The sequence below is a fragment of the Mesorhizobium sp. M4B.F.Ca.ET.017.02.2.1 genome (assembly GCF_003998955.1).
GTDB classification, from domain to species: Bacteria; Pseudomonadota; Alphaproteobacteria; order Rhizobiales; family Rhizobiaceae; genus Mesorhizobium; species Mesorhizobium abyssinicae.
In genome coordinates, this window is the sequence record NZ_RZOF01000104.1 from 1 (window position 1) to 17,214 (window position 17,214).

Annotated in this window: 19 protein-coding genes and 1 tRNA gene; 8 read left to right on the plus strand and 12 right to left on the minus strand. The window is 64.7% G+C overall.

What is annotated here, in order from left to right; all coding sequences use genetic code 11:
- A partial coding sequence (locus EN738_RS36750; protein ID WP_127284360.1) for an NrsF family protein occupies positions 1 to 92 on the plus strand: 92 nt, incomplete at its 5' end.
- Positions 93 to 232: 140 nt separating this feature from the next.
- On the plus strand, positions 233 to 2,221 hold the full coding sequence (locus tag EN738_RS14970; protein ID WP_245478457.1) for a PAS domain S-box protein: 1,989 nt from the start codon (positions 233 to 235) through the stop codon (positions 2,219 to 2,221).
- 42 nt (positions 2,222 to 2,263) lie between these two features.
- On the opposite strand, the gene EN738_RS14975 is transcribed toward EN738_RS14970, so the two are convergent.
- From EN738_RS14975 to EN738_RS15005, 7 genes are all read right to left on the minus strand, one after another.
- On the minus strand, positions 2,264 to 3,142 hold the full coding sequence (locus tag EN738_RS14975) for a 3-hydroxybutyryl-CoA dehydrogenase (RefSeq protein ID WP_127284361.1): 879 nt from the start codon (positions 3,140 to 3,142) through the stop codon (positions 2,264 to 2,266).
- A gap of 119 nt (positions 3,143 to 3,261) precedes the next feature.
- Positions 3,262 to 4,191, minus strand: a complete 930-nt coding sequence (locus tag EN738_RS14980) for an electron transfer flavoprotein subunit alpha/FixB family protein (RefSeq protein ID WP_127284362.1) — start codon at positions 4,189 to 4,191, stop codon at positions 3,262 to 3,264.
- A 23-nt stretch (positions 4,192 to 4,214) separates the two neighbouring features.
- Positions 4,215 to 4,964, minus strand: a complete 750-nt coding sequence (locus tag EN738_RS14985) for an electron transfer flavoprotein subunit beta/FixA family protein (RefSeq protein WP_127284363.1) — start codon at positions 4,962 to 4,964, stop codon at positions 4,215 to 4,217.
- Positions 4,965 to 5,136: 172 nt separating this feature from the next.
- On the minus strand, positions 5,137 to 5,946 hold the full coding sequence (locus EN738_RS14990; protein WP_127284364.1) for a rhomboid family intramembrane serine protease: 810 nt from the start codon (positions 5,944 to 5,946) through the stop codon (positions 5,137 to 5,139).
- 31 nt (positions 5,947 to 5,977) lie between these two features.
- A complete protein-coding gene (locus EN738_RS14995) occupies positions 5,978 to 6,559 on the minus strand; it encodes a cob(I)yrinic acid a,c-diamide adenosyltransferase (RefSeq protein WP_127284365.1) in 582 nt (193 codons plus the stop codon).
- Positions 6,560 to 6,689: 130 nt separating this feature from the next.
- Complete coding sequence (locus EN738_RS15000) at positions 6,690 to 6,881, minus strand: twin transmembrane helix small protein (RefSeq protein WP_126058117.1); 192 nt, start codon at positions 6,879 to 6,881, stop codon at positions 6,690 to 6,692.
- Between the two features lie 23 nt (positions 6,882 to 6,904).
- Positions 6,905 to 7,738 (minus strand): SDR family oxidoreductase, encoded by an 834-nt coding sequence (locus EN738_RS15005; RefSeq protein ID WP_127284366.1) that lies wholly within the window; start codon positions 7,736 to 7,738, stop codon positions 6,905 to 6,907.
- An 83-nt stretch (positions 7,739 to 7,821) separates the two neighbouring features.
- On the opposite strand from EN738_RS15005, the gene EN738_RS15010 reads away from it, so the two are divergent.
- Positions 7,822 to 8,673 (plus strand): YihY/virulence factor BrkB family protein, encoded by an 852-nt coding sequence (locus EN738_RS15010; RefSeq protein ID WP_127284367.1) that lies wholly within the window; start codon positions 7,822 to 7,824, stop codon positions 8,671 to 8,673.
- Here the strand turns inward: EN738_RS15010 and EN738_RS15015 are convergent.
- The gene (locus EN738_RS15015) at positions 8,643 to 9,560 is read right to left on the minus strand and encodes a DMT family transporter (RefSeq protein ID WP_127284368.1); all 918 of its coding nucleotides are present in this window, start codon (positions 9,558 to 9,560) and stop codon (positions 8,643 to 8,645) included. The two genes, EN738_RS15010 and EN738_RS15015, sit on opposite strands and share 31 nt — an antisense overlap.
- Positions 9,561 to 9,719: 159 nt before the next feature.
- Here EN738_RS15015 and EN738_RS15020 point away from each other — a divergent pair, with 159 nt between their 5' ends.
- Positions 9,720 to 10,034 (plus strand): hypothetical protein, encoded by a 315-nt coding sequence (locus tag EN738_RS15020; protein WP_245478406.1) that lies wholly within the window; start codon positions 9,720 to 9,722, stop codon positions 10,032 to 10,034.
- A gap of 140 nt (positions 10,035 to 10,174) precedes the next feature.
- On the opposite strand, the gene gluQRS is transcribed toward EN738_RS15020, so the two are convergent.
- On the minus strand, positions 10,175 to 11,050 hold the full coding sequence (gene gluQRS, locus EN738_RS15025; RefSeq protein ID WP_127284369.1) for a tRNA glutamyl-Q(34) synthetase GluQRS: 876 nt from the start codon (positions 11,048 to 11,050) through the stop codon (positions 10,175 to 10,177).
- 97 nt (positions 11,051 to 11,147) lie between these two features.
- Here gluQRS and EN738_RS15030 point away from each other — a divergent pair, with 97 nt between their 5' ends.
- Positions 11,148 to 11,789: a DNA-3-methyladenine glycosylase gene (locus tag EN738_RS15030; RefSeq protein WP_127284370.1), complete on the plus strand. Its 642-nt coding sequence runs from the start codon at positions 11,148 to 11,150 to the stop codon at positions 11,787 to 11,789.
- 216 nt (positions 11,790 to 12,005) lie between these two features.
- The gene (locus EN738_RS15035) at positions 12,006 to 12,563 is read left to right on the plus strand and encodes an HNH endonuclease (protein WP_010911702.1); all 558 of its coding nucleotides are present in this window, start codon (positions 12,006 to 12,008) and stop codon (positions 12,561 to 12,563) included.
- A gap of 156 nt (positions 12,564 to 12,719) precedes the next feature.
- Here EN738_RS15035 and EN738_RS15040 read toward each other — a convergent pair whose 3' ends face one another.
- Positions 12,720 to 13,238 carry a disulfide bond formation protein B gene (locus tag EN738_RS15040; protein WP_127284371.1) on the minus strand — a complete coding sequence of 173 codons (519 nt, stop codon included), beginning with the start codon at positions 13,236 to 13,238 and terminating at the stop codon, positions 12,720 to 12,722.
- A gap of 198 nt (positions 13,239 to 13,436) precedes the next feature.
- Complete coding sequence (locus EN738_RS15045; RefSeq protein ID WP_127284372.1) at positions 13,437 to 14,027, minus strand: YqaA family protein; 591 nt, start codon at positions 14,025 to 14,027, stop codon at positions 13,437 to 13,439.
- Between the two features lie 230 nt (positions 14,028 to 14,257).
- Between EN738_RS15045 and EN738_RS15050 the strand changes: the two genes are divergently transcribed.
- Together EN738_RS15050 and EN738_RS15055 are read left to right on the plus strand one after the other, a co-directional pair.
- Positions 14,258 to 14,342 (plus strand) — tRNA-Leu (locus EN738_RS15050).
- A gap of 278 nt (positions 14,343 to 14,620) precedes the next feature.
- Complete coding sequence (locus EN738_RS15055; protein ID WP_127284373.1) at positions 14,621 to 15,205, plus strand: sulfocyanin-like copper-binding protein; 585 nt, start codon at positions 14,621 to 14,623, stop codon at positions 15,203 to 15,205.
- A 524-nt stretch (positions 15,206 to 15,729) separates the two neighbouring features.
- On the opposite strand, the gene EN738_RS15060 is transcribed toward EN738_RS15055, so the two are convergent.
- Positions 15,730 to 17,049, minus strand: coding sequence for an HlyD family type I secretion periplasmic adaptor subunit (locus EN738_RS15060; protein ID WP_127284374.1), 1,320 nt, complete (start codon positions 17,047 to 17,049; stop codon positions 15,730 to 15,732).
- Positions 17,050 to 17,214 lie beyond the last annotated feature (165 nt).

The following is a 17,214-nucleotide window of genomic DNA, read 5'->3' on the forward strand; positions in this document are numbered from 1 at the left end:
CGCCGCTTTTCGTCGCCACCTGGTATACGCTCGCGGTCGTCATCCTCACCGGTCTCGGCGCGCTTGGCGGCCGGTTTTTCGTGCGCTGGTAGCGGCGCATACCGATCCTTAATCATGCCGGCAATTGTTTGCCGGTTGGCATCGCCGCTTCCGTCCCCCATGCAACCTTTCCTTAAAATCGATCCGCGAGGGTTGCATCGACGTGCAATTGCGCATTGGGGTGGAACGCGTTGTGACGCGGTGGAATTGGAAGGGCCCGCGGGCCGGCAGATACGCGGCATTGATCCTGATGGCGGTTGGCCTTGTCGCCGCCGCGGCTTCGATGCTGTCGTCGCGCCTCGATCTCAGCGCCGAGACGCTCAAGCTCAGCCTGCAGGTATCGGACGCCATGATCGCGGCGTCGCTGTTTCTTGCCGCCTTCTTCATCCGCCAGATCGTCGACGACCGCCGCCAGATCGCCGAGAGCGAGCAGCGCTTCCGCCGCGCCATGGAGGATTCGGCGATCGGCGTCGCCATCGTTGGGCTCGACGGCCGCATCGTGCAGACCAATCCGGCCTTTGCCGCCATGCTCGACTACAGCCGCGAGGAAATCGAGGCGCTGACCTTTTTCCAGATCACCCATCCCGACGACCTGCAGATCGGCCGGGAAACCATGGTGAGCCTGAAGGAAGGCAAGATCGATTCGTTTCACTTCGAAAAGCGATATCTCAAGAAGGATGGGACACCGGTATGGGCGCAACTTGCCGGCTCGGTGATCCGCGACGCCGACAGCGGCCGGCCGCTCTACCTGGTGTCGCAGATCGAGGACATCGACGCCCGCAAGAAGTCCGAGGCGCGCATCGCGGAGGCCGAAACGCGCTGGAATTTCGCGCTGGCCAGCGCCGGTCAGGGCGTCTGGGACTTCGATCTGCGCAAGGGCGGCACCACCTATTCCGCCACCTGGGTGAAGCTGCTCGGTTACGCCGATGGCGAGCTGGACGGCGATCCCGATCGCTGGCTGACGATGATCCACCCGGATGACCGTGCGGTCGTGGCCGATGCCGATCGCGCTCATCTCGCCGGCGAGACGCCCTTTTTCGAGGCCGAGTACCGCATGCGCCACAAGGATGGCCGTTGGATATGGATCCTCGACCGCGGCAAGGCCCTGGAGCGTGACGGCGATGGGCGGCTGACCCGGGCCATCGGCAGCCATACCGACATCACCCAGCGCAAGGAGGCCGAGGCGCGGCTCATCGTCTCGGCGGCGATGCTGGCCGACGAAAAGGAACGGCTGAAAGTTACGCTGCAGTCGATCGGCGACGCCGTCATCTGCACGGATGCGGCCAATCGCGTCACCTTCATGAACCCGGTCGCGGAAAAGCTGACCGGCATCGCGGCCGGCGAGGCGCTCGGCAAGACGCTCGGCCATGTCTACTGGGCCGTCGACGAGGAAACCGGACAGCGGATCGGCGTGGCCCGGCCTTCGGCCGGCAGCCCGAGCCCCACCGACCAGAACAGCCGCGCGGTGCTTATCCGGCGCGACGAGACGCGCTGCAGCATCCGGCAGGTGGTGTCGCCCATCATGAACGAGCGCGCCGAGTTCGGCGGGCTGGTCATCGTCTTCCAGGATTTCACCGATGCGCGCGCCCTGCAGCGCCAGCTCGCCCATGCGGCTGCGCATGACGCGCTCACCGGCCTTGCGAACCGCTCCAATTTCATCCGTGTCATGGAGGAGATGGTCGATCACGGCGGCAAAGTCGGCACGACAGGATCCGCCGGCGGCGGCGAGCATCAGTTCATGTTCATCGACCTCGATCATTTCAAGCAGGTCAACGACACCGGCGGTCACGCCGCCGGCGACGCCCTGCTGAAGCAGGTCGCCAATGCCATCCGTCGCGTGATCGGCCCCGATGATATCGTCGCCCGCCTCGGCGGCGACGAATTCGCCGTCATCCTGAAGTCAGGCTCGGCCGCCAGCGGCGAGATCGCGGCGCGCTCGATCATCGATGCGATCCGCGGCCTGAATTTCACCTGGGACGGCCGGCCGCATTCGATCGGCGCCAGCATCGGGCTCGCCCCGATCCGCCCCGGCTGCGGCGCGGTGGACGAGATCATCGCGCGGGCCGACGCCGCCTGCTATGCCGCCAAGGCCGCCGGGCGAGGCTGCGTTTCCATGGCGCCGGACGAGGAAACCCAAGACGGACAGGCGGAAACGCCCAAGCCGTTCGCCGCGGCGTCCTGAGGAGCGCCGGGCTCTCAGGCAATCCGGCGGCCTGGAATTGCCCTAGCGCGTCGGGACCGGATGCTCGCCGCGATAATCGTAGAAGCCGCGGCCGGTCTTGCGGCCGAGCCAGCCGGCTTCGACATATTTCACCAGGAGCGGGCAGGGGCGGTATTTCGAATCCGACAGGCCCTCATGCAGCACCTGCATGATCGACAGGCACGTGTCCAGGCCGATGAAGTCCGCCAGCTGCAGCGGCCCCATCGGATGGTTCGCGCCGAGCTTCATGGCGGTGTCGATCGCGTCGACCGTGCCGACGCCCTCATAGAGCGTGTAGATCGCCTCGTTGATCATCGGCAGCAGGATGCGGTTGACGATGAAGGCGGGGAAATCCTCGGAGACGGTCACCGTCTTGTCGAGATGCCTCACATAGGCCTTGGCGGCCTCGAAGGTCTGGTCCTCGGTGGCGATGCCGCGCACCAGCTCGACCAGCTTCATCACCGGAACCGGGTTCATGAAATGTATGCCGATGAAGCGCTCAGGCCGGTCGGTCTGCGCGGCCAGCCGGGTGATCGAGATCGACGAGGTGTTCGTCGCCAGGATCGCCTCGGGGTTGAGCTGCGGGCAGAGCTGGGCGTAGATCTTGCGCTTGACCGTCTCGTCCTCGGTGGCCGCCTCGATCACCAGATCGGCGCCGGCCAGATCGGCCATCGCGGCGGCCGCCGAAATACGTCCCATCGCCTCGTTGCGGGCCTTCTCCTCGAGCTTGCCGGAGCCGACCTGGCGCGCCATGTTGCCGCTGATGGTGGCGATGCCCTTCTCGATGCGGTCGGGCGAAATATCGTAGATCAGCACCTTGTAACCGGATAGCGCCGAGACATGGGCGATGCCGCCACCCATCTGCCCCGCGCCGACGATGCCGATCGTCTCGATCTTGCTCATAACAGCGATCCCGTCGAAAAAGGCCTTTGCGGCCTGCTTTTTGTGCGGTGCAAACTAAAAGGGCGGGGCGACTTCGTCTACCCCGCCCTTCACAATTTAATACGCTTCCGCAGAGAGCGTCAAAGCGCCTTTTGCAGTTCCGGCAGGATGACGAAGAGATCGCCGACGAGGCCGTAGTCGGCGACCTGGAAGATCGGCGCCTCCTCGTCCTTGTTGATGGCGACGATGACCTTGGAATCCTTCATGCCGGCGAGGTGCTGGATGGCGCCGGAAATGCCGACGGCGATGTAGAGGTCGGGAGCGACCACCTTGCCGGTCTGGCCGACCTGCCAGTCATTCGGCGCGTAGCCGGCATCGACCGCGGCTCGGGAAGCGCCAACCGCGGCGCCGAGCTTGTCGGCGACCGGCAGGATGACCTCCTGGAACTTTTCCGAGGAACCAAGCGCGCGGCCGCCGGAGATGATGATCTTGGCCGAGGTCAGCTCCGGACGGTCGGTCTCGGAAAGCTTGTTCTCGACGAAGGAGGACAGACCCGGATTGGCCGCAGCGCTGACCGTCTCGACCGAAGCCGAGCCGCCCTCGGGCGCCGCCTGGAAGGAGGCGGTGCGCACCGTGATGACCTTCTTGGCGTCGGTTGCCTGCACCGTCTGGATGGCGTTGCCAGCATAGATCGGACGCTTGAAGGTGTCGGGCGAGACGACTTCGATGATCTCGGACACCTGCGCGACGTCGAGCAGGGCGGCGACGCGCGGCGCGACGTTCTTGCCCGCCGAGGTCGCCGGCGCAATGATCGTGTCATAGGAACCGGCGAGCGAAACCACGAGCGCGGCGAGCGGCTCGGCAAGGCGCTCGGACAGTTCGTCGGCCTCGGCGAGCAGCACCTTGCCGACGCCCTTGAGCTTGGCGGCGGCGTCGGCGGCAGCCTTGGCGCCCTTGCCGGCAACCAGCACATGCACGTCCGAACCGATCTGCAGCGCCGCCGACAGCGCCTTGGCGGTCTGGTCGGAAAGGCTGGCGTTGTCGTGTTCTGCGATTAGGAGAATAGCCATTTTCGTGTTCCTTTCCCGATCGCTTACAGCACGCCGGCTTCGTTCTTGAGCTTCTCGACCAGCTCGGCGACGCTCTTGACCTTGACGCCCGCCTTGCGGCCGCCGGGTTCCTCGGTCTTGATCACCTTGAGGCGCGGCTTGACGTCGGCGCCGTAATCGGCCGGGCTCTTCTCGTCGAGCGGCTTCTTCTTGGCCTTCATGATGTTGGGCAGCGAGGCGTAGCGCGGCTGGTTCAGGCGAAGGTCGGCGGTGACGATCGCCGGCATCCTCAGCTCCACCGTCTGCAGGCCGCCATCGACCTCGCGCGTCACCTTGGCATGATCGCCGGCGAGCTCGACCTTGGAGGCGAAAGTGCCCTGAGCCCAGCCGAGCAGGGCCGCCAGCATCTGGCCGGTCTGGTTGCTATCGTCGTCGATCGCCTGCTTGCCGAGGATGACGAGGCCGGGCTGCTCGGCGTCGACCACGCCCTTCAGCACCTTGGCGACGCCGAGCGGCTCGGTTTGCTCTTCGGTCTTGACCAGGATGGCGCGGTCGGCGCCCATGGCCAGCGCGGTGCGCAGCGTTTCCTGCGCCTGCTGCGGGCCGATCGAGACGACGATGATCTCTTCCGCCTTGCCGCCTTCCTTCAGCCGGATCGCCTCCTCGACCGCGATCTCGTCGAACGGGTTCATCGCCATCTTCACATTGGCAAGCTCGACCGCCGAACCGTCCGACTTCACCCGGACCTTCACGTTGGCATCCACAACCCGCTTCACGGGCACAAGGATCTTCATTTTCCTGTCACCTCTTTCAAGATTTTGGGCGCGCTATAGCAGCGCGCGCCGGGTCAGAGTTGTCGAAAGCCGACATTCCAGACGGAATTCTGGACTTCATCCGCCGTTGCGGTGGCGTTTCCGTAGTGGCGGGAATCGGGCGCGTCAATATCCGCGACGCACTCAAATCGGTTCAGTCCTGGCTTGAAGCGGCTCCTCGACCCCACTGTGGCGCGGGCTGCGCCGGAGCTGGAGCGCTGGCGGCTGGTTCGGTCGGGACGGGCGCCTGCTCGACGTCTGGCGCAGGTTCGGGTTCCCCATCCGCGCCGGCGAGCAGCGGCACGCCGCGGTTGCGCAGGACGAGCACCAGAACGGAGCCGGCGATGATGCCGCCGATGTGGCAGGCCCAGGAAACCTGGTCCTCGCCGCCGGCGGCGAACATGACGATCTGGAAGACGATCCACAGGATCAGCGGGATAAAGGCCGGGATGCGCAAGGGAATGCGGGCGAAGGCGAGCACCCAGACCTTCACCCTTGGGTAGAGGATCAGATAGGCGGCGACGACGCCGGCAATGGCGCCGGAGGCGCCGATCAGCGGCACCTGCGAATCCCAGGCCACCAACCCTTGGAAGAAGGCGCCGGCAATGGCGCAGGCGAGGTAGAAGATCAAATAGCGGATATGGCCGAGGGCGTCCTCGACATTGTCGCCGAACACCCACAGGAACAGCATGTTGCCGCCGAGGTGGAAGATATCGGCGTGCAGGAAGGAATAGGTCAGGTAGCTCAGGCTCTCCGGGATGACGACGAATTCGGGCGAAAGCTCGACCCTGTCATGGACGACGGAGGGGATGAAACCGAGGCCGAGCACCGCGGCATTGGTGAAATCCTCGCCGCCGAGCGTGGTGGCGAAATAGACGAGCACGTTGGCGACGATCAGGCCGATCGTCACATATTGCAGGTGGATGTGACGCAGCCTGTTGGTGTCGTATAGCGGGATGAACATGAGACCCTGGCCCTTCCGCTTCCACGTGGAGTCAGCGGTTCTTGCCCGGAACCCATAACACGTCGGCCTTTCCATTGTCATTGACCGCACGGGCGGCGACGAACAGAAAGTCGGAGACGCGGTTGATGTACTTGATCGCCTCGCGGTTGACCGGCTCGCCGGGGTCCTGCGCCAGCGCCACCATGATCCGCTCGGCCCGCCGCGCCACCGTGCGGGCAAGGTGAAGTGCGGCCGCCGCCGGCGTGCCGCCGTTCAGCACGAAGGATTTGAGCGGCTGCAGCTCCTTGTTGAGGAGGTCGATGTCCTTCTCGACGCGATCGGTCTGCGAGGCGACGATACGCAACGGCTCATAGCCGAGCGGCTTGCCGTCATCCGGCACGGCGAGATCGGCGCCGAGATCGAAAAGGTCGTTCTGGATACGCGACAGCATGGCGTCGATCGAGGGATGGCCGTCAACGGTGTGGATGCGGGCCATGCCGATGCAGGCATTGGCCTCGTCGACCGTGCCGTAGGCGTCGATGCGCAGGTCGGATTTCAGCCGCCGCTCGCCGGTGCCGAGGCCGGTGGTGCCGTCATCGCCGGTGCGGGTGTAGATCTTGTTGAGCTTGACCAAGCGCTGCCCTCCCGAGAGCAATTCCAGGAAAAGTGCGTAGCGGTTTTCCGTCCGGAATTGCGTCAAAACAAATAGATAGAGCGGGTCAGCGATTCTATGAAAAGCTGAACCGCTCGATCGACCGATACCCTCACTTGCGGGTGAAATACACCGCCAGCATGATCAGCACCAAGGCGATGAACTGCAACAGCACGCGCGCTTGCATCAGCTTGTTCGAGGTCATGCTGGAGCCGCCGCGCAACATGTTGATCAGGCCGCGGATCAGCACGAACACCACGGCGAGCATGACGAGGACGGCGAGGATATTGAAGACGGTTGCCATAGTCTGTTTCCAATCAGTTCCGTTCAGGCCCGTTTGGCAAGCAGGCGATAGAGCATCGACGCCGGCAATATGCGTTTGAGGACCACGCCGATCCTTGCCGGCACCGTTACCACATAGTGTGGGCGCGGGCGCCGCGACAGAAGCGCATGGCGCAAGGCGGTGTGAACCACTTCTGGCCCGGGTTTCAGCCGCGAGACGCTGCCGCCGGCCCTCAGCCTCGCCAGCTGCGCCTCATAGGCGGCGCGATGGACGGAGTGCTCGTGGTCGATGTTCTTCAGGAACCAGAACAGCCCGTTAGAGGCGATCTTCGACGTCACCGGACCCGGCTCGATCAGCGAGACATGGATGCCGCTACCCTCAAGCTCCTGGTGCAGGCACAGCATCAGGCCCTCCAGCGCATGCTTTGAGGCCGAATAGGCGCCGCGAAAGCGGACCGGCGTCAGCCCGAGGATGGAAGAGCAATGGACGAGCCGGCCATGGCCCTGGCGGCGCATCACCGGTACGATGCGGCGGGTGAGGTCGTGCCAGCCGAAGAGATTGGCCTCGAACTGCTCCTTCAGCGCTGAAACCGGCAGGTCCTCGACGGCGCCCGGCTGCGCGTGGGCGCCGTTGTTGAACAACGCGTCTAGCCCTCCGCCGGTGCGCTCCAACACCGAGGCGACCAGCGCCTCGATCGAGGCCGGCTCGCGATAGTCGAGATAGAAGGTCTCGATGCCGTCGGCCTCGAGCGCGGCGATGTCGGCCGGCTTGCGCGCCGTCGCGAACACCCGCCAGCCTTCCGCCTTCAGCGCTCGCGCGCAATGGGCGCCGATGCCGGAAGAGGCGCCGGTGACGATGATGGTGCGCGGCGCGTTCACGGCGTGGTTTGACCTAGGGTTGCCATTTGCCGCATTCACTTCCCATATTCGCGGCGTCGAGACAATCGAAGGGAACGCGGTACGTGTTGCGGAAGATCGTCGCCCTGCGCCGCGTGCTCTATGACGCGATCGGTCATTTCAACACCGATGACGGCTGGGCGATGGCCAGCCATCTGGCGATTACCTCGCTGATGGCGCTGTTTCCGTTCCTGATCTTCGCCACGACCCTGGCGAGCTTCCTCGGGGCGCAGGCCTTCGCCGACACCGCCGTGCACCTCGTCTTCGACACCTGGCCGGAGCAGATCGCCAAGCCGATCGCGCGCGAGGTGCTGAACGTGCTCACCGTCCGGCGCACCGACCTTTTGACCTACGGCGTGCTGCTTGCCGCCTATTTCGCCTCGAACGGCATTGAGGCGCTGCGCACCTCGCTCAACCGCGCCTATCGCGTGTCGGAAACGCGCGGCATCATCTATCGTCGCGTGCAGAGCATCATCTTCGTGCTGATCGCCACCGCCTGCTTCCTGGCGATCAGCGTGCTCCTGGTGTTCGCGCCGCTTTTGGCGCGGCTGGCCGAGGCCCATCTCGATTGGATCAGGCCCTATATGGGCACGATCACGCTATGGCGTTACGTCATCGCCTCGACGGTCATCGTCATCGGCCTGTTCTCGGTGCATTTCTGGCTGCCGGCGGGCAAGCGCCGCCTGCTTTCGATCGTGCCGGGCATCATCTTCACGCTCGCGGCATGGCTGATCGGCTCGACGATCTTCGCCACCTATCTCGACCATTTCTCGTCCTATGTGACGACCTATGCCGGCCTTGCCTCGATCATGATCGCGGTGGTCTTCCTCTACATCGTCTCGGCGATCTTCATCCTCGGCGGCGAACTCAATGCCGCGATCAGCCGCTATCTCGAGGCGCGCGCCCGCGTCAGCTGAGCCTGTTCCGGATCATGTCCTGGCCGCCGCGCGGTCGCCAGGCCGACGCCGAGCGTGGCGATCGCCATGCCGACGATCTGCAGCAGATTGAGATGCTCGCCGAACAGCGCCCAGGCGATGACCGCGGTGACCGCCGGGACCAGGTAGAACAGCGAGGCGACCTTCGACATCTCGCCGTCGCGGATCATTACCATCAACAGGAAGATGGCGCCGATCGAGAGCACCAGCACCAGCCAGGCCATGGCGAAGATCAGCTCGCCGTTGATGGTGACGGTGCGCGTCTCGAGGGCGAGCGAGGCGAGCGCCATCAGCGCGGCGCCGCCGACATACTGCCACATCGTCGCCGTCACCAGATCGCCGCCGGAGGCGAAGCGTTTCTGCCAGACGGTGCCGGCGCTCATGGCCAGCACCGAGATCAGTGAGGCGGTCAGCGTGGCGGCGGTGACGCCGCCGCCAACGGCTCCGAGCTTCGGCCACAGCACGATGACGACGCCGACGAGCCCGACGGCGAGGCCCGTCCAATGGCGCGGCAGGATCGCCTCGCCGAGGAACTTGCCGGCAAGCACCGCCGTAATCAGCGGCTGCAGGCCGACGATCAGCGCCGAAAAGCCGGCGGGCATGCCCCTGTGGATCGCCCAGAACACGGCGCCGAGATAGACGCCGTGCATCAGCACGCCGGCAAGCGCGGCATGGCAGGCCTCGGCTCGGCTCGCCCTCCTCGAGCCGAGCACGATCGTCAGAATTGCGAGCAGGATGGCGGCCAGGACGAAGCGCGCGGCGAGGAAGGTGAAGGGCTCGGCCCAGGGCATGGCATAGCGCGCGCCGATGAAGCCGGTCGCCCACAGGACGACGAAAGAGGCGGGTATGAACCGCTTGATGCTGTGCATGTTCGGGGAAGGGCCTGTTGCTTCGTGAAGAGGTGACTAGCGAGATTGCTCTAATGCCGTTCAATCCGGCAATCAAAACGAAACGATTGATCCATAAGCTCATCCGAATTCAACATAGGGCGCCACGGCAACCGACAAGTTGTCGATGGATCAAGGGGCATGGCGTTCAGCGCGCCATGGGCAGGCATGCTTTTGCATCTCGACACGAGCTGGCTGCTGATGACGGTTGCGACCGTCGCCGTCTTCGGCTTCTTCTTCGGCACCGCGCTTGACGCCATCATGCAGGACGACGGCTTCGGCTCGACCGGCAACACGCTGCTGTTCACGGCCGGCTTCTTCCTCGCGGTGATCGTCGCCAATGAACACGGCATCAGCCTCAGGGACCTCAAGATCGCGGTCGCCTGGGGCCTGGGCGGCGCCTTCACCTTCATCAGCGGCATGGCGCTGATAAAAGCCGGCCTGGCGCGCTGGTGATATTCAGGTGAGGCCGGCCTGCGAACGGCAGGCTCCTGTGCCTGTACGGCGCCGCGCGTCCTGCTGGACGCGCTAAGGACGCCGCACCACTTATGCTAGGCGGCCTGACCTGAATCTCAGCATACCCACCTCGAAGAATCCTAGAGACCGACCAGCCGCCGGACGTCGTCCGGCGACGCGCCGGCTTGCCTGAGCGCGGCGAGGCCGGTGTCGCCAAGGCTCTTCGACAGCTTGCGGCCGTCGGGGCCGAGCACCAGGCGATGGTGGAAATAGGCCGGCCGATCGAGGCCGAGCAGGTCCTGCAGCAGGCGCTGAACGCTGGTCGCTAGGAACAGGTCCTGGCCGCGCACCACATGGCTGATGCCTTGCAGCGCGTCGTCGACGATGACGGCGAGGTGGTAGCTGGTCGGGATGTCGCGTCGCGCCAGGATCACGTCGCCCCAGTCCCGCGGCCGCGCCTCGATGCGCCGCGTGGCCCCGAGCGTCTCATCGCTGAATTCGGTCCACGACAGGTCGCTCGAAACACGCGCCATCGCATTTTCGATATCCAGCCGCCAGGCGAAGGGAGCGTTCTCGGCGATCCGCCGCTTGCGTTCGCTGATCGGCAAGGCCTTGTCCATGGCGGGATAGAGCGGCACGCCATCGGGGTCGCGCGGCCAGTCGCGGCCGCGCTTGTCGCTGTCGGCGATATAGGCCCTGATCTCGCCACGGCTCATGAAGGCAGGGTAGACGAGCTCCTCCGCGACCAGCCGGTCGAGCACCGCCTGGTATTCGGCGAAATGGTCCGACTGGCGGCGCACGGGCCGCTCCCACTCCAGCCCCAGCCATTCCAGGTCGCGATAGATGCCGGCTTCGAATTTCGGCGTGCAGCGCGTCGTGTCGATGTCCTCGATGCGCAGCTGCAGGCGCCCACCCGCCGTCTCCGCCAGCCTCTGGTTGAGCAGCGCCGAATAGGCGTGGCCGAGATGCAGGTCGCCATTCGGGCTCGGCGCGAAGCGGAATGTCAGCAGCGTCATCTCTTTGGCGGCAATCGGGTTGTGCGGCGCTTTCGCCGGTTGCTACTTTGCACGGCCATCAATTGCCACTTCGTGCGCGTCCTGGAAACAAGCAAACATGCAACGTATCGCCAGCCTCGACGACATCGCGCAAGGACTGGACGCGCTCTGCCTGCTCGATCCGCGGCTGGAGAAGGTGCGCGGCATGGCGGGCGAGGTGCCGCTCAGGCTTTCCGAGCCGGGGTTCAGGAGCCTGGCCTCGATCATCGTCTCGCAGCAGGTGTCGCGCGCCAGCGCAGACGCGATCTTCGGCCGGCTGGTGCGGCTGCTTGATCCGCTGACGCCAGAGGCGGTGCTTGCCGCCGGCGAGGACATCTTTCGCGAGGCCGGGCTGTCGCGGCCGAAGCAGCGCGGCCTGATCGCTGTCGCCAGCGCTGTCGCCGAAGGTCTCGACCTCCATCATCTTTGCCGGCTCGATGCCAATGAGGCGATCACGGCGATGACGGCGGTGCCCGGCATCGGTCCGTGGACGGCGGAATGCTACCTGCTGTTCGCCGCCGGCCATCCCGACGTCTTCCCGGCGCGGGACGTCGCGCTGCAGAGCGCGGTCGGCCACGCGCTGGGCATCGACCCGCGTCCGCCGGAGAAAACGCTGATCCGCCTCGCCGAATCATGGAGCCCGTGGCGAGGTGTCGCGTCGCGGCTTTTCTGGGCCTACTACCGTGAGACGCGGGGCAGGGACGCCGCGCCACCGGCGTAAATCCGTAAAAAAGCCCTAAAATCATGCGTTTTTGACATTTCGGGCGCGCGACAATCCGCTTCACATCCCTGTCATGTCGGGCTTACAGTATCCGCGCCGATCGGTTACGGCGCCGCGCATCCGGTTGGATGCGAAAAAGACGCCGTAAGACTTTTGAAGTTGCGCATGATCCTTTCGATTTTCGGGGTCATGCGCGGAGCCAAGGAGGTCAACGACGTGACGGTTGCCGTATCTCCGGATGGGCTTCCAGCACTGGTGCTGAACGCGGACTACCGTCCGCTCAGCTATTACCCGCTGTCGCTCTGGTCATGGCAGGATGCCATCAAGGCGGTGTTCCTCGACCGGGTGAACATCGTCGCCGAGTACGAGCATGCCGTCTCCTCTCCGACCTTCTCGATGAAGCTGCCCAGTGTCGTCAGCCTGAAGGCCTATGTGAAGCCGTCGAGGCATCCGGCCTTCACCCGCTTCAACGTCTTCCTGCGCGACCGTTTCCAGTGCCAGTATTGCGGCACGCCTGACGACCTGACCTTCGATCATGTCATCCCGCGCCATCGCGGCGGCGCCACGACCTGGGAGAATGTCGTTGCCGCCTGCTCGCCCTGCAACCTCAGGAAGGGCGGCATGATGCCGGCGCATGCCAAGATGTGGCCGCTGCAAAAGCCCTATCAGCCGACGGTGCACGACCTGCACAACAACGGCCGCCTGTTCCCACCCAACCATCTGCATGAAAGCTGGATGGATTATCTCTACTGGGATGTCGAACTGGAGCCTTAGAGTTCGGCACAAATCCGCGAGCCCGGCCGTCTGCCGCAGCTTTCTGCGCTTCCGGTGCTCACGTACTTAAGTACGCTCCGCTCCGGTTCTCGAAAGCCGCACCAGCCAATCCGGGCTGGCGAATTTCTGGACGAACTCCGTGTTGCGCTCTTCAATTCAATCCCGCGCGAACGCGCTGCGAAAGGCGACAGCGGCGAGGATGAAGCTGGCGATGGCGTTCCAGCCGGCCAGCGACAGGCCGAGGATGCGCAGCGCCGCCTTGTCGCAGGAGGGCGGTACGAACTTGTCGAGCGCGTCGAGCACGCCCTTGCCGCCGGTGTCGACCGGGCCGGCGCCGGCGGTGCAGTCTGCCGGGCCCTGCCACCAGGCCCATTCGACGCCGGAGTGATAGACGCCGAGATAGAGGCCGTAGAGCATCAGCAGGCCGCCGAGGCCAAGCAGGCCGCGCGTCAGCCACGCCGGCGCCTTGAGCAGCGAGGCGATCACCGCCAGCAGCATCAACGGCGCGCCGATGTAGTAGGGGGTGCGCTGCTCCAGGCAGAGATGGCAAGGGATGTAGCCGCCAATGTACTGGAAGGCGAGCGCCGAGCCGACGGTGGCGGCCATGGCGACGGCGAGAAACAGCGCCGCGCGCGTCCGCTGGCGTCCGGTGTCGGCATTCATGATCGCTGTCATCGAAGGTGGTCCGTTGGCTTGGTCGCTAGAGCATGATGCCGAAAAGTGTGAAGCGCTTTTCGGGCGACATCATGCTCTATCTCTTTGCTTAGGGCCGGATTCAGATTTCAGGTCGATTCGACCTGAAATCATCCGGCTCCAGATTGTTTTGACGCAATTCCGGACGAAAAGCCGCTACGCACTTTTCCTGGAATTGCGCTAGGCGTGGGCGTATCTGACGAGGATATAGAGCAAAATAAGGGCAGCGGCGCCGGCGCCGACGATCATGCCGAGGCGCTTCTCGATGAACTCCTTGATCGGTTCGCCATAGCGGCGCAGCAGCCAGGCCAAGAGCAGGAAGCGGGCGCCGCGCGCGACGATGGCAAGGCCGATGAAAAGCAGCAGATTGACGCCGATGACGCCGGACAGGATCGTCACCACCTTGATCGGCGGCAAATGCGCAGCGCCCGAGGTGATCAGCATCAGGATGATGAAGCCGATGCCGGAAGAAGTCCGCAATGCCTCGAACTCGTCGTACTTGCCGTAGAATTCGAGGATCGGCTTGGCCACCGCCTCGTAGGCGTAGTGGCCGATGAACCAGCCGAAAATGCCGCCCAGCACCGAGGCGACGGTGGCGATCAAGGCATAGCGGTAGGCGCGCTCCGGCTTCGACAGCGCCATCGGCAGATAGAGCACGTCGGCCGGCACCAGGAAGACGGAACTCTCGACGAAGGCGATGAAGGCCAGCCACCATTCGGCCGATTTGCGCGCCGCCAGCGAGAGCGTCCAGTCGTAAAGTCCGCGAAGCATCGGCTCTCCTGTGATTTCGCCGCCCTTCAGGCTCTGCGCCCAGCATGTCGGGCGACATGCATCGGCGCGCCGCTTGTCTAGAAAGATTTTCCGCGCCGCACAATGGCAGCACCTTCACGAAACCGAAAGGTGAAGTTTGGTCGCGGGCAAGATGCGGATCGGGAAACTCGCCAGTTGACGAACAGGCCCGCAACCGTATAGTCCGCGCCCATCCAGGCCGCCCGGCCTGAGCCCCTATGGCGGAATTGGTAGACGCGCTCGACTCAAAATCGAGTTCCGCAAGGAGTGCTGGTTCGATCCCGGCTAGGGGCACCATTGACCGCCAGTCGTTGCAAGACCTTCAAGGACCTGGACTCCCGAGAGGTGCATAGCGAGGTCGAGCAGACCCCGCGGGAGATGTTCCAAGAACCGCACCTGAACGCCCGAGCTTGATCATAGTTGACCGGCTCCGGCGAGGACGGCTTTGTTCCGCTGCAGCAGGCGCGGTTTGCTGGTGGGGTTCTTGTTGTGATGGTATTCTGGTCCTCAAGGGATAGGCCCGGTCGACCGCGATTGTGGTCAACTCGGGCACCACGCTTGGGAGGAACCTCGCGATGGCGCGTTTTGCCCACCTTGCCCTCGTCTTCGCCTTGGGATTGTCGCCTGGAATTGCACTGGCTGGGGAGCCTTTCGTCCCAAGCTGGATCAAAAACGATCCCGCGGCCAAGAAGGTGGCCATCGAGATCGTAGCCGACTGGAACCAGATCGAGCGGTACCGCAGGGACAACATCCGGACCGACATCATCGACTTCAACGGCTACTGGGGCGGCAATCTCACGATCATCGTGCCGGAAGACTGGTCGGTGCAGATCGATTTCATCAATGGCTCCTCGAATTTCTGGCACGGCCTGATGGTGACCAGGGTCTATGCCCAGTCGGAGATGCCAGTGAAGTTGAAGGCCGAGGATGCGATCTGGGGAGCGTACACCACCCCGCTGGAGGGGATCAAAGTCAATGAGAAGCGACAGCTCAACTTTGTTGCGCAGCAGACAGGCAGCTATTTCCTCGCCTGTCCGAGACAGACACACCTGATGGACGGACACTGGATCGGTTTCGAGGTGAGAAGCGAACTCGAGCGGGCCGCGGCAATCGTTCATGAAGACCAATTTCCGCAGGAGCAGCCCCCGGGACGTCCATAGATCCGCGCGAGCAGGCCTGAGCCATGACGCCGTCATGGATTCGCCGCAGCCTGACCGGGCACCGTTGACGGCGGTTTGAGCAGCGGGGACCGGGTGGGGGGCTTGGGGTTGGTCCCCGCTGCCTTGAGCTGCCTTCGCGGGTGGCAGCACAACCAAATGGCGACTGAGCAATGACAGGACCCTGACAGGCGAGCCTTGGGGGCCTGTCAGTCTTACGACGGCTGATGCCGCCCGGGGCCAGCCGGGCGGATGTCTCAAGGTGCGGCCGGGGACGGAGCTTCAAAACGTTGCGACTTCCGTAACCCCAACCGCACACCTGGCCTGACGTACGTGCCCACCCGGTGACGGGTGCCCACCCAATGACCCCAGCGTCAAGCGACAGGTCATTTGTAGCCGATATGGACCGCCGCCAAATCGCCCGCTTGAGCTAGCGCGGATAGACAATTCGGGTCAGCGGGCCTCAGCGCGGTAAAAAGAGGGGGCCGGAATGTCCCGGTGCGGGCAAGACCTGCGGCCGGCAAAACCTACCGCTCCGTGAAAGCACGCGCGAAGGAATCGAGCATTGGCCGGGCGAGATACTCGAAGAAGGTCCGGTCGCCGGTGTTGATGAACGCCTCGACCGGCGTTCCCGGATAAAGCTGTTCCGCTTTCACCCCGGGCGGCAGCTGGTCGGCAATCTTCAGCCTGGCGCGGAAATAGGGCTCGTGCGTCGCCTGGTCGATCAGCCGATCGGCGGAAATCTGCGTCACGGTGGCCGAGACCTCCGGCGTCAGCCGCGTGTTCAAGGCCGCCAACCGGAGCTTCGCCGGCTGACCGACACGCACCTCGTCGATGTCCTTCGGCCGCAGCTTGGCATCGACGATGAGACCCGACGCGGTGGGCAGGATCTCCATGATCTTTTCGCCGGGGGCGATCACGCTGCCCGTGGAATTATAGGTCGACGACACCACGATGCCCGCCGCCGGCGCCTTGATCGTCGTGCGCTGAAGCACCGCCTCGGCGGCGCGCATCTGTTCCTCGATGTCGGCCAGATTGGTGCGAACCTCGTCCAGCTTGGTGAGGGCCTCCTCGACGCGCTGCGTCGTCGCCCGCTCGATCTGCTGCTCGGCTTCGACGATCTGCGTGTTGGCCGCGGCGAGATTGGCTTCCAGCGCTCCGGCCTGGCCGACGAGATCGGCCTGCGAGCGCAGAAGCTGCGAATACTCGGTGCGATTGGTGAGGCCCTGGTCCAGCAGGCTGGTCTTGATGCCAAGCTCCTTCTTCACCACCTCGGCCTGTTGTTGAACGGCCTGCTTTTGGGCGTTCAAGCCAATGACGGACTGGCGATGCATGGCGACACGCTGGGCGAGGATCGCTTGTTCCGAGCGGAAGCGGGCGAGCCTGGCGGCGAATTCCTTCCGCTGTTCCCGCACCAGATTTTCGAAATCCTGCTGGAACGGTGCCGGCGCGGCGCCGGAGATCGGCGCCAGCCCGTCCAGTCCGTCGCGCTCGGCCTCCAGCCGTGCAGCACTCGCCCTGAGCGCGATCGACTGTCTCGTCAGCCGGTTGAGGTCGGCCTGCGCTGCCGTTCGATCAAGCAGGATCAGCGGCTCACCCTGCTCAACGCGGTCGCCTTCATGGACCAGCAACTGATTGATGATGCCGCCCTCGGAATGCTGGATGAGGATGTTGCCGCCGGTCGCCGCGATCGTGCCCTGCGTGATCACCGCGCCGGAGAGCGGCGCGCTCACGGCCCAATAGCCAAAGCAGCCGGCCAGCAGCGCTGTCGCCGCGTAGCCGGTCAAGGCCACGCGCCGGAAGTCGGTGCGGGGCTGCGTTTCGAGGGTGAGGCGCCCGGCGGCCATGGCTAGGACCCGAAGCGGATGCTGTGCGGACGGATCGTCGGCGCGAAGGATCCGGTCACCACCGTGTTCGGCTGCGCGGCCGGGCCCTTGCCGGTCACCGGCTGCCGCAGCACCTCGCCGCTCGGACCAAAAGCCTCGATCACACCGCCGCGCAAGAGCATCACG

Coding starts and splice junctions, on each gene's coding strand:
- EN738_RS14975 (WP_127284361.1), bottom strand. CDS start 3,142: ATGAGCAAGATCGAGACGATCGGCATCGTCGGCGCGGGGCAGATGGGT.
- EN738_RS14980 (WP_127284362.1), bottom strand. CDS start 4,191: ATGGCTATTCTCCTAATCGCAGAACACGACAACGCCAGCCTTTCCGAC.
- EN738_RS14985 (WP_127284363.1), bottom strand. CDS start 4,964: ATGAAGATCCTTGTGCCCGTGAAGCGGGTTGTGGATGCCAACGTGAAG.
- EN738_RS14990 (WP_127284364.1), bottom strand. CDS start 5,946: ATGTTCATCCCGCTATACGACACCAACAGGCTGCGTCACATCCACCTG.
- EN738_RS15000 (WP_126058117.1), bottom strand. CDS start 6,881: ATGGCAACCGTCTTCAATATCCTCGCCGTCCTCGTCATGCTCGCCGTG.
- EN738_RS15015 (WP_127284368.1), bottom strand. CDS start 9,560: ATGCACAGCATCAAGCGGTTCATACCCGCCTCTTTCGTCGTCCTGTGG.
- EN738_RS15020 (WP_245478406.1), top strand. CDS start 9,720: ATGGCGTTCAGCGCGCCATGGGCAGGCATGCTTTTGCATCTCGACACG.
- gluQRS (WP_127284369.1), bottom strand. CDS start 11,050: ATGACGCTGCTGACATTCCGCTTCGCGCCGAGCCCGAATGGCGACCTG.
- EN738_RS15030 (WP_127284370.1), top strand. CDS start 11,148: ATGCAACGTATCGCCAGCCTCGACGACATCGCGCAAGGACTGGACGCG.
- EN738_RS15040 (WP_127284371.1), bottom strand. CDS start 13,238: ATGACAGCGATCATGAATGCCGACACCGGACGCCAGCGGACGCGCGCG.
- EN738_RS15045 (WP_127284372.1), bottom strand. CDS start 14,027: ATGCTTCGCGGACTTTACGACTGGACGCTCTCGCTGGCGGCGCGCAAA.
- EN738_RS15055 (WP_127284373.1), top strand. CDS start 14,621: ATGGCGCGTTTTGCCCACCTTGCCCTCGTCTTCGCCTTGGGATTGTCG.
- EN738_RS15060 (WP_127284374.1), bottom strand. CDS start 17,049: ATGGCCGCCGGGCGCCTCACCCTCGAAACGCAGCCCCGCACCGACTTC.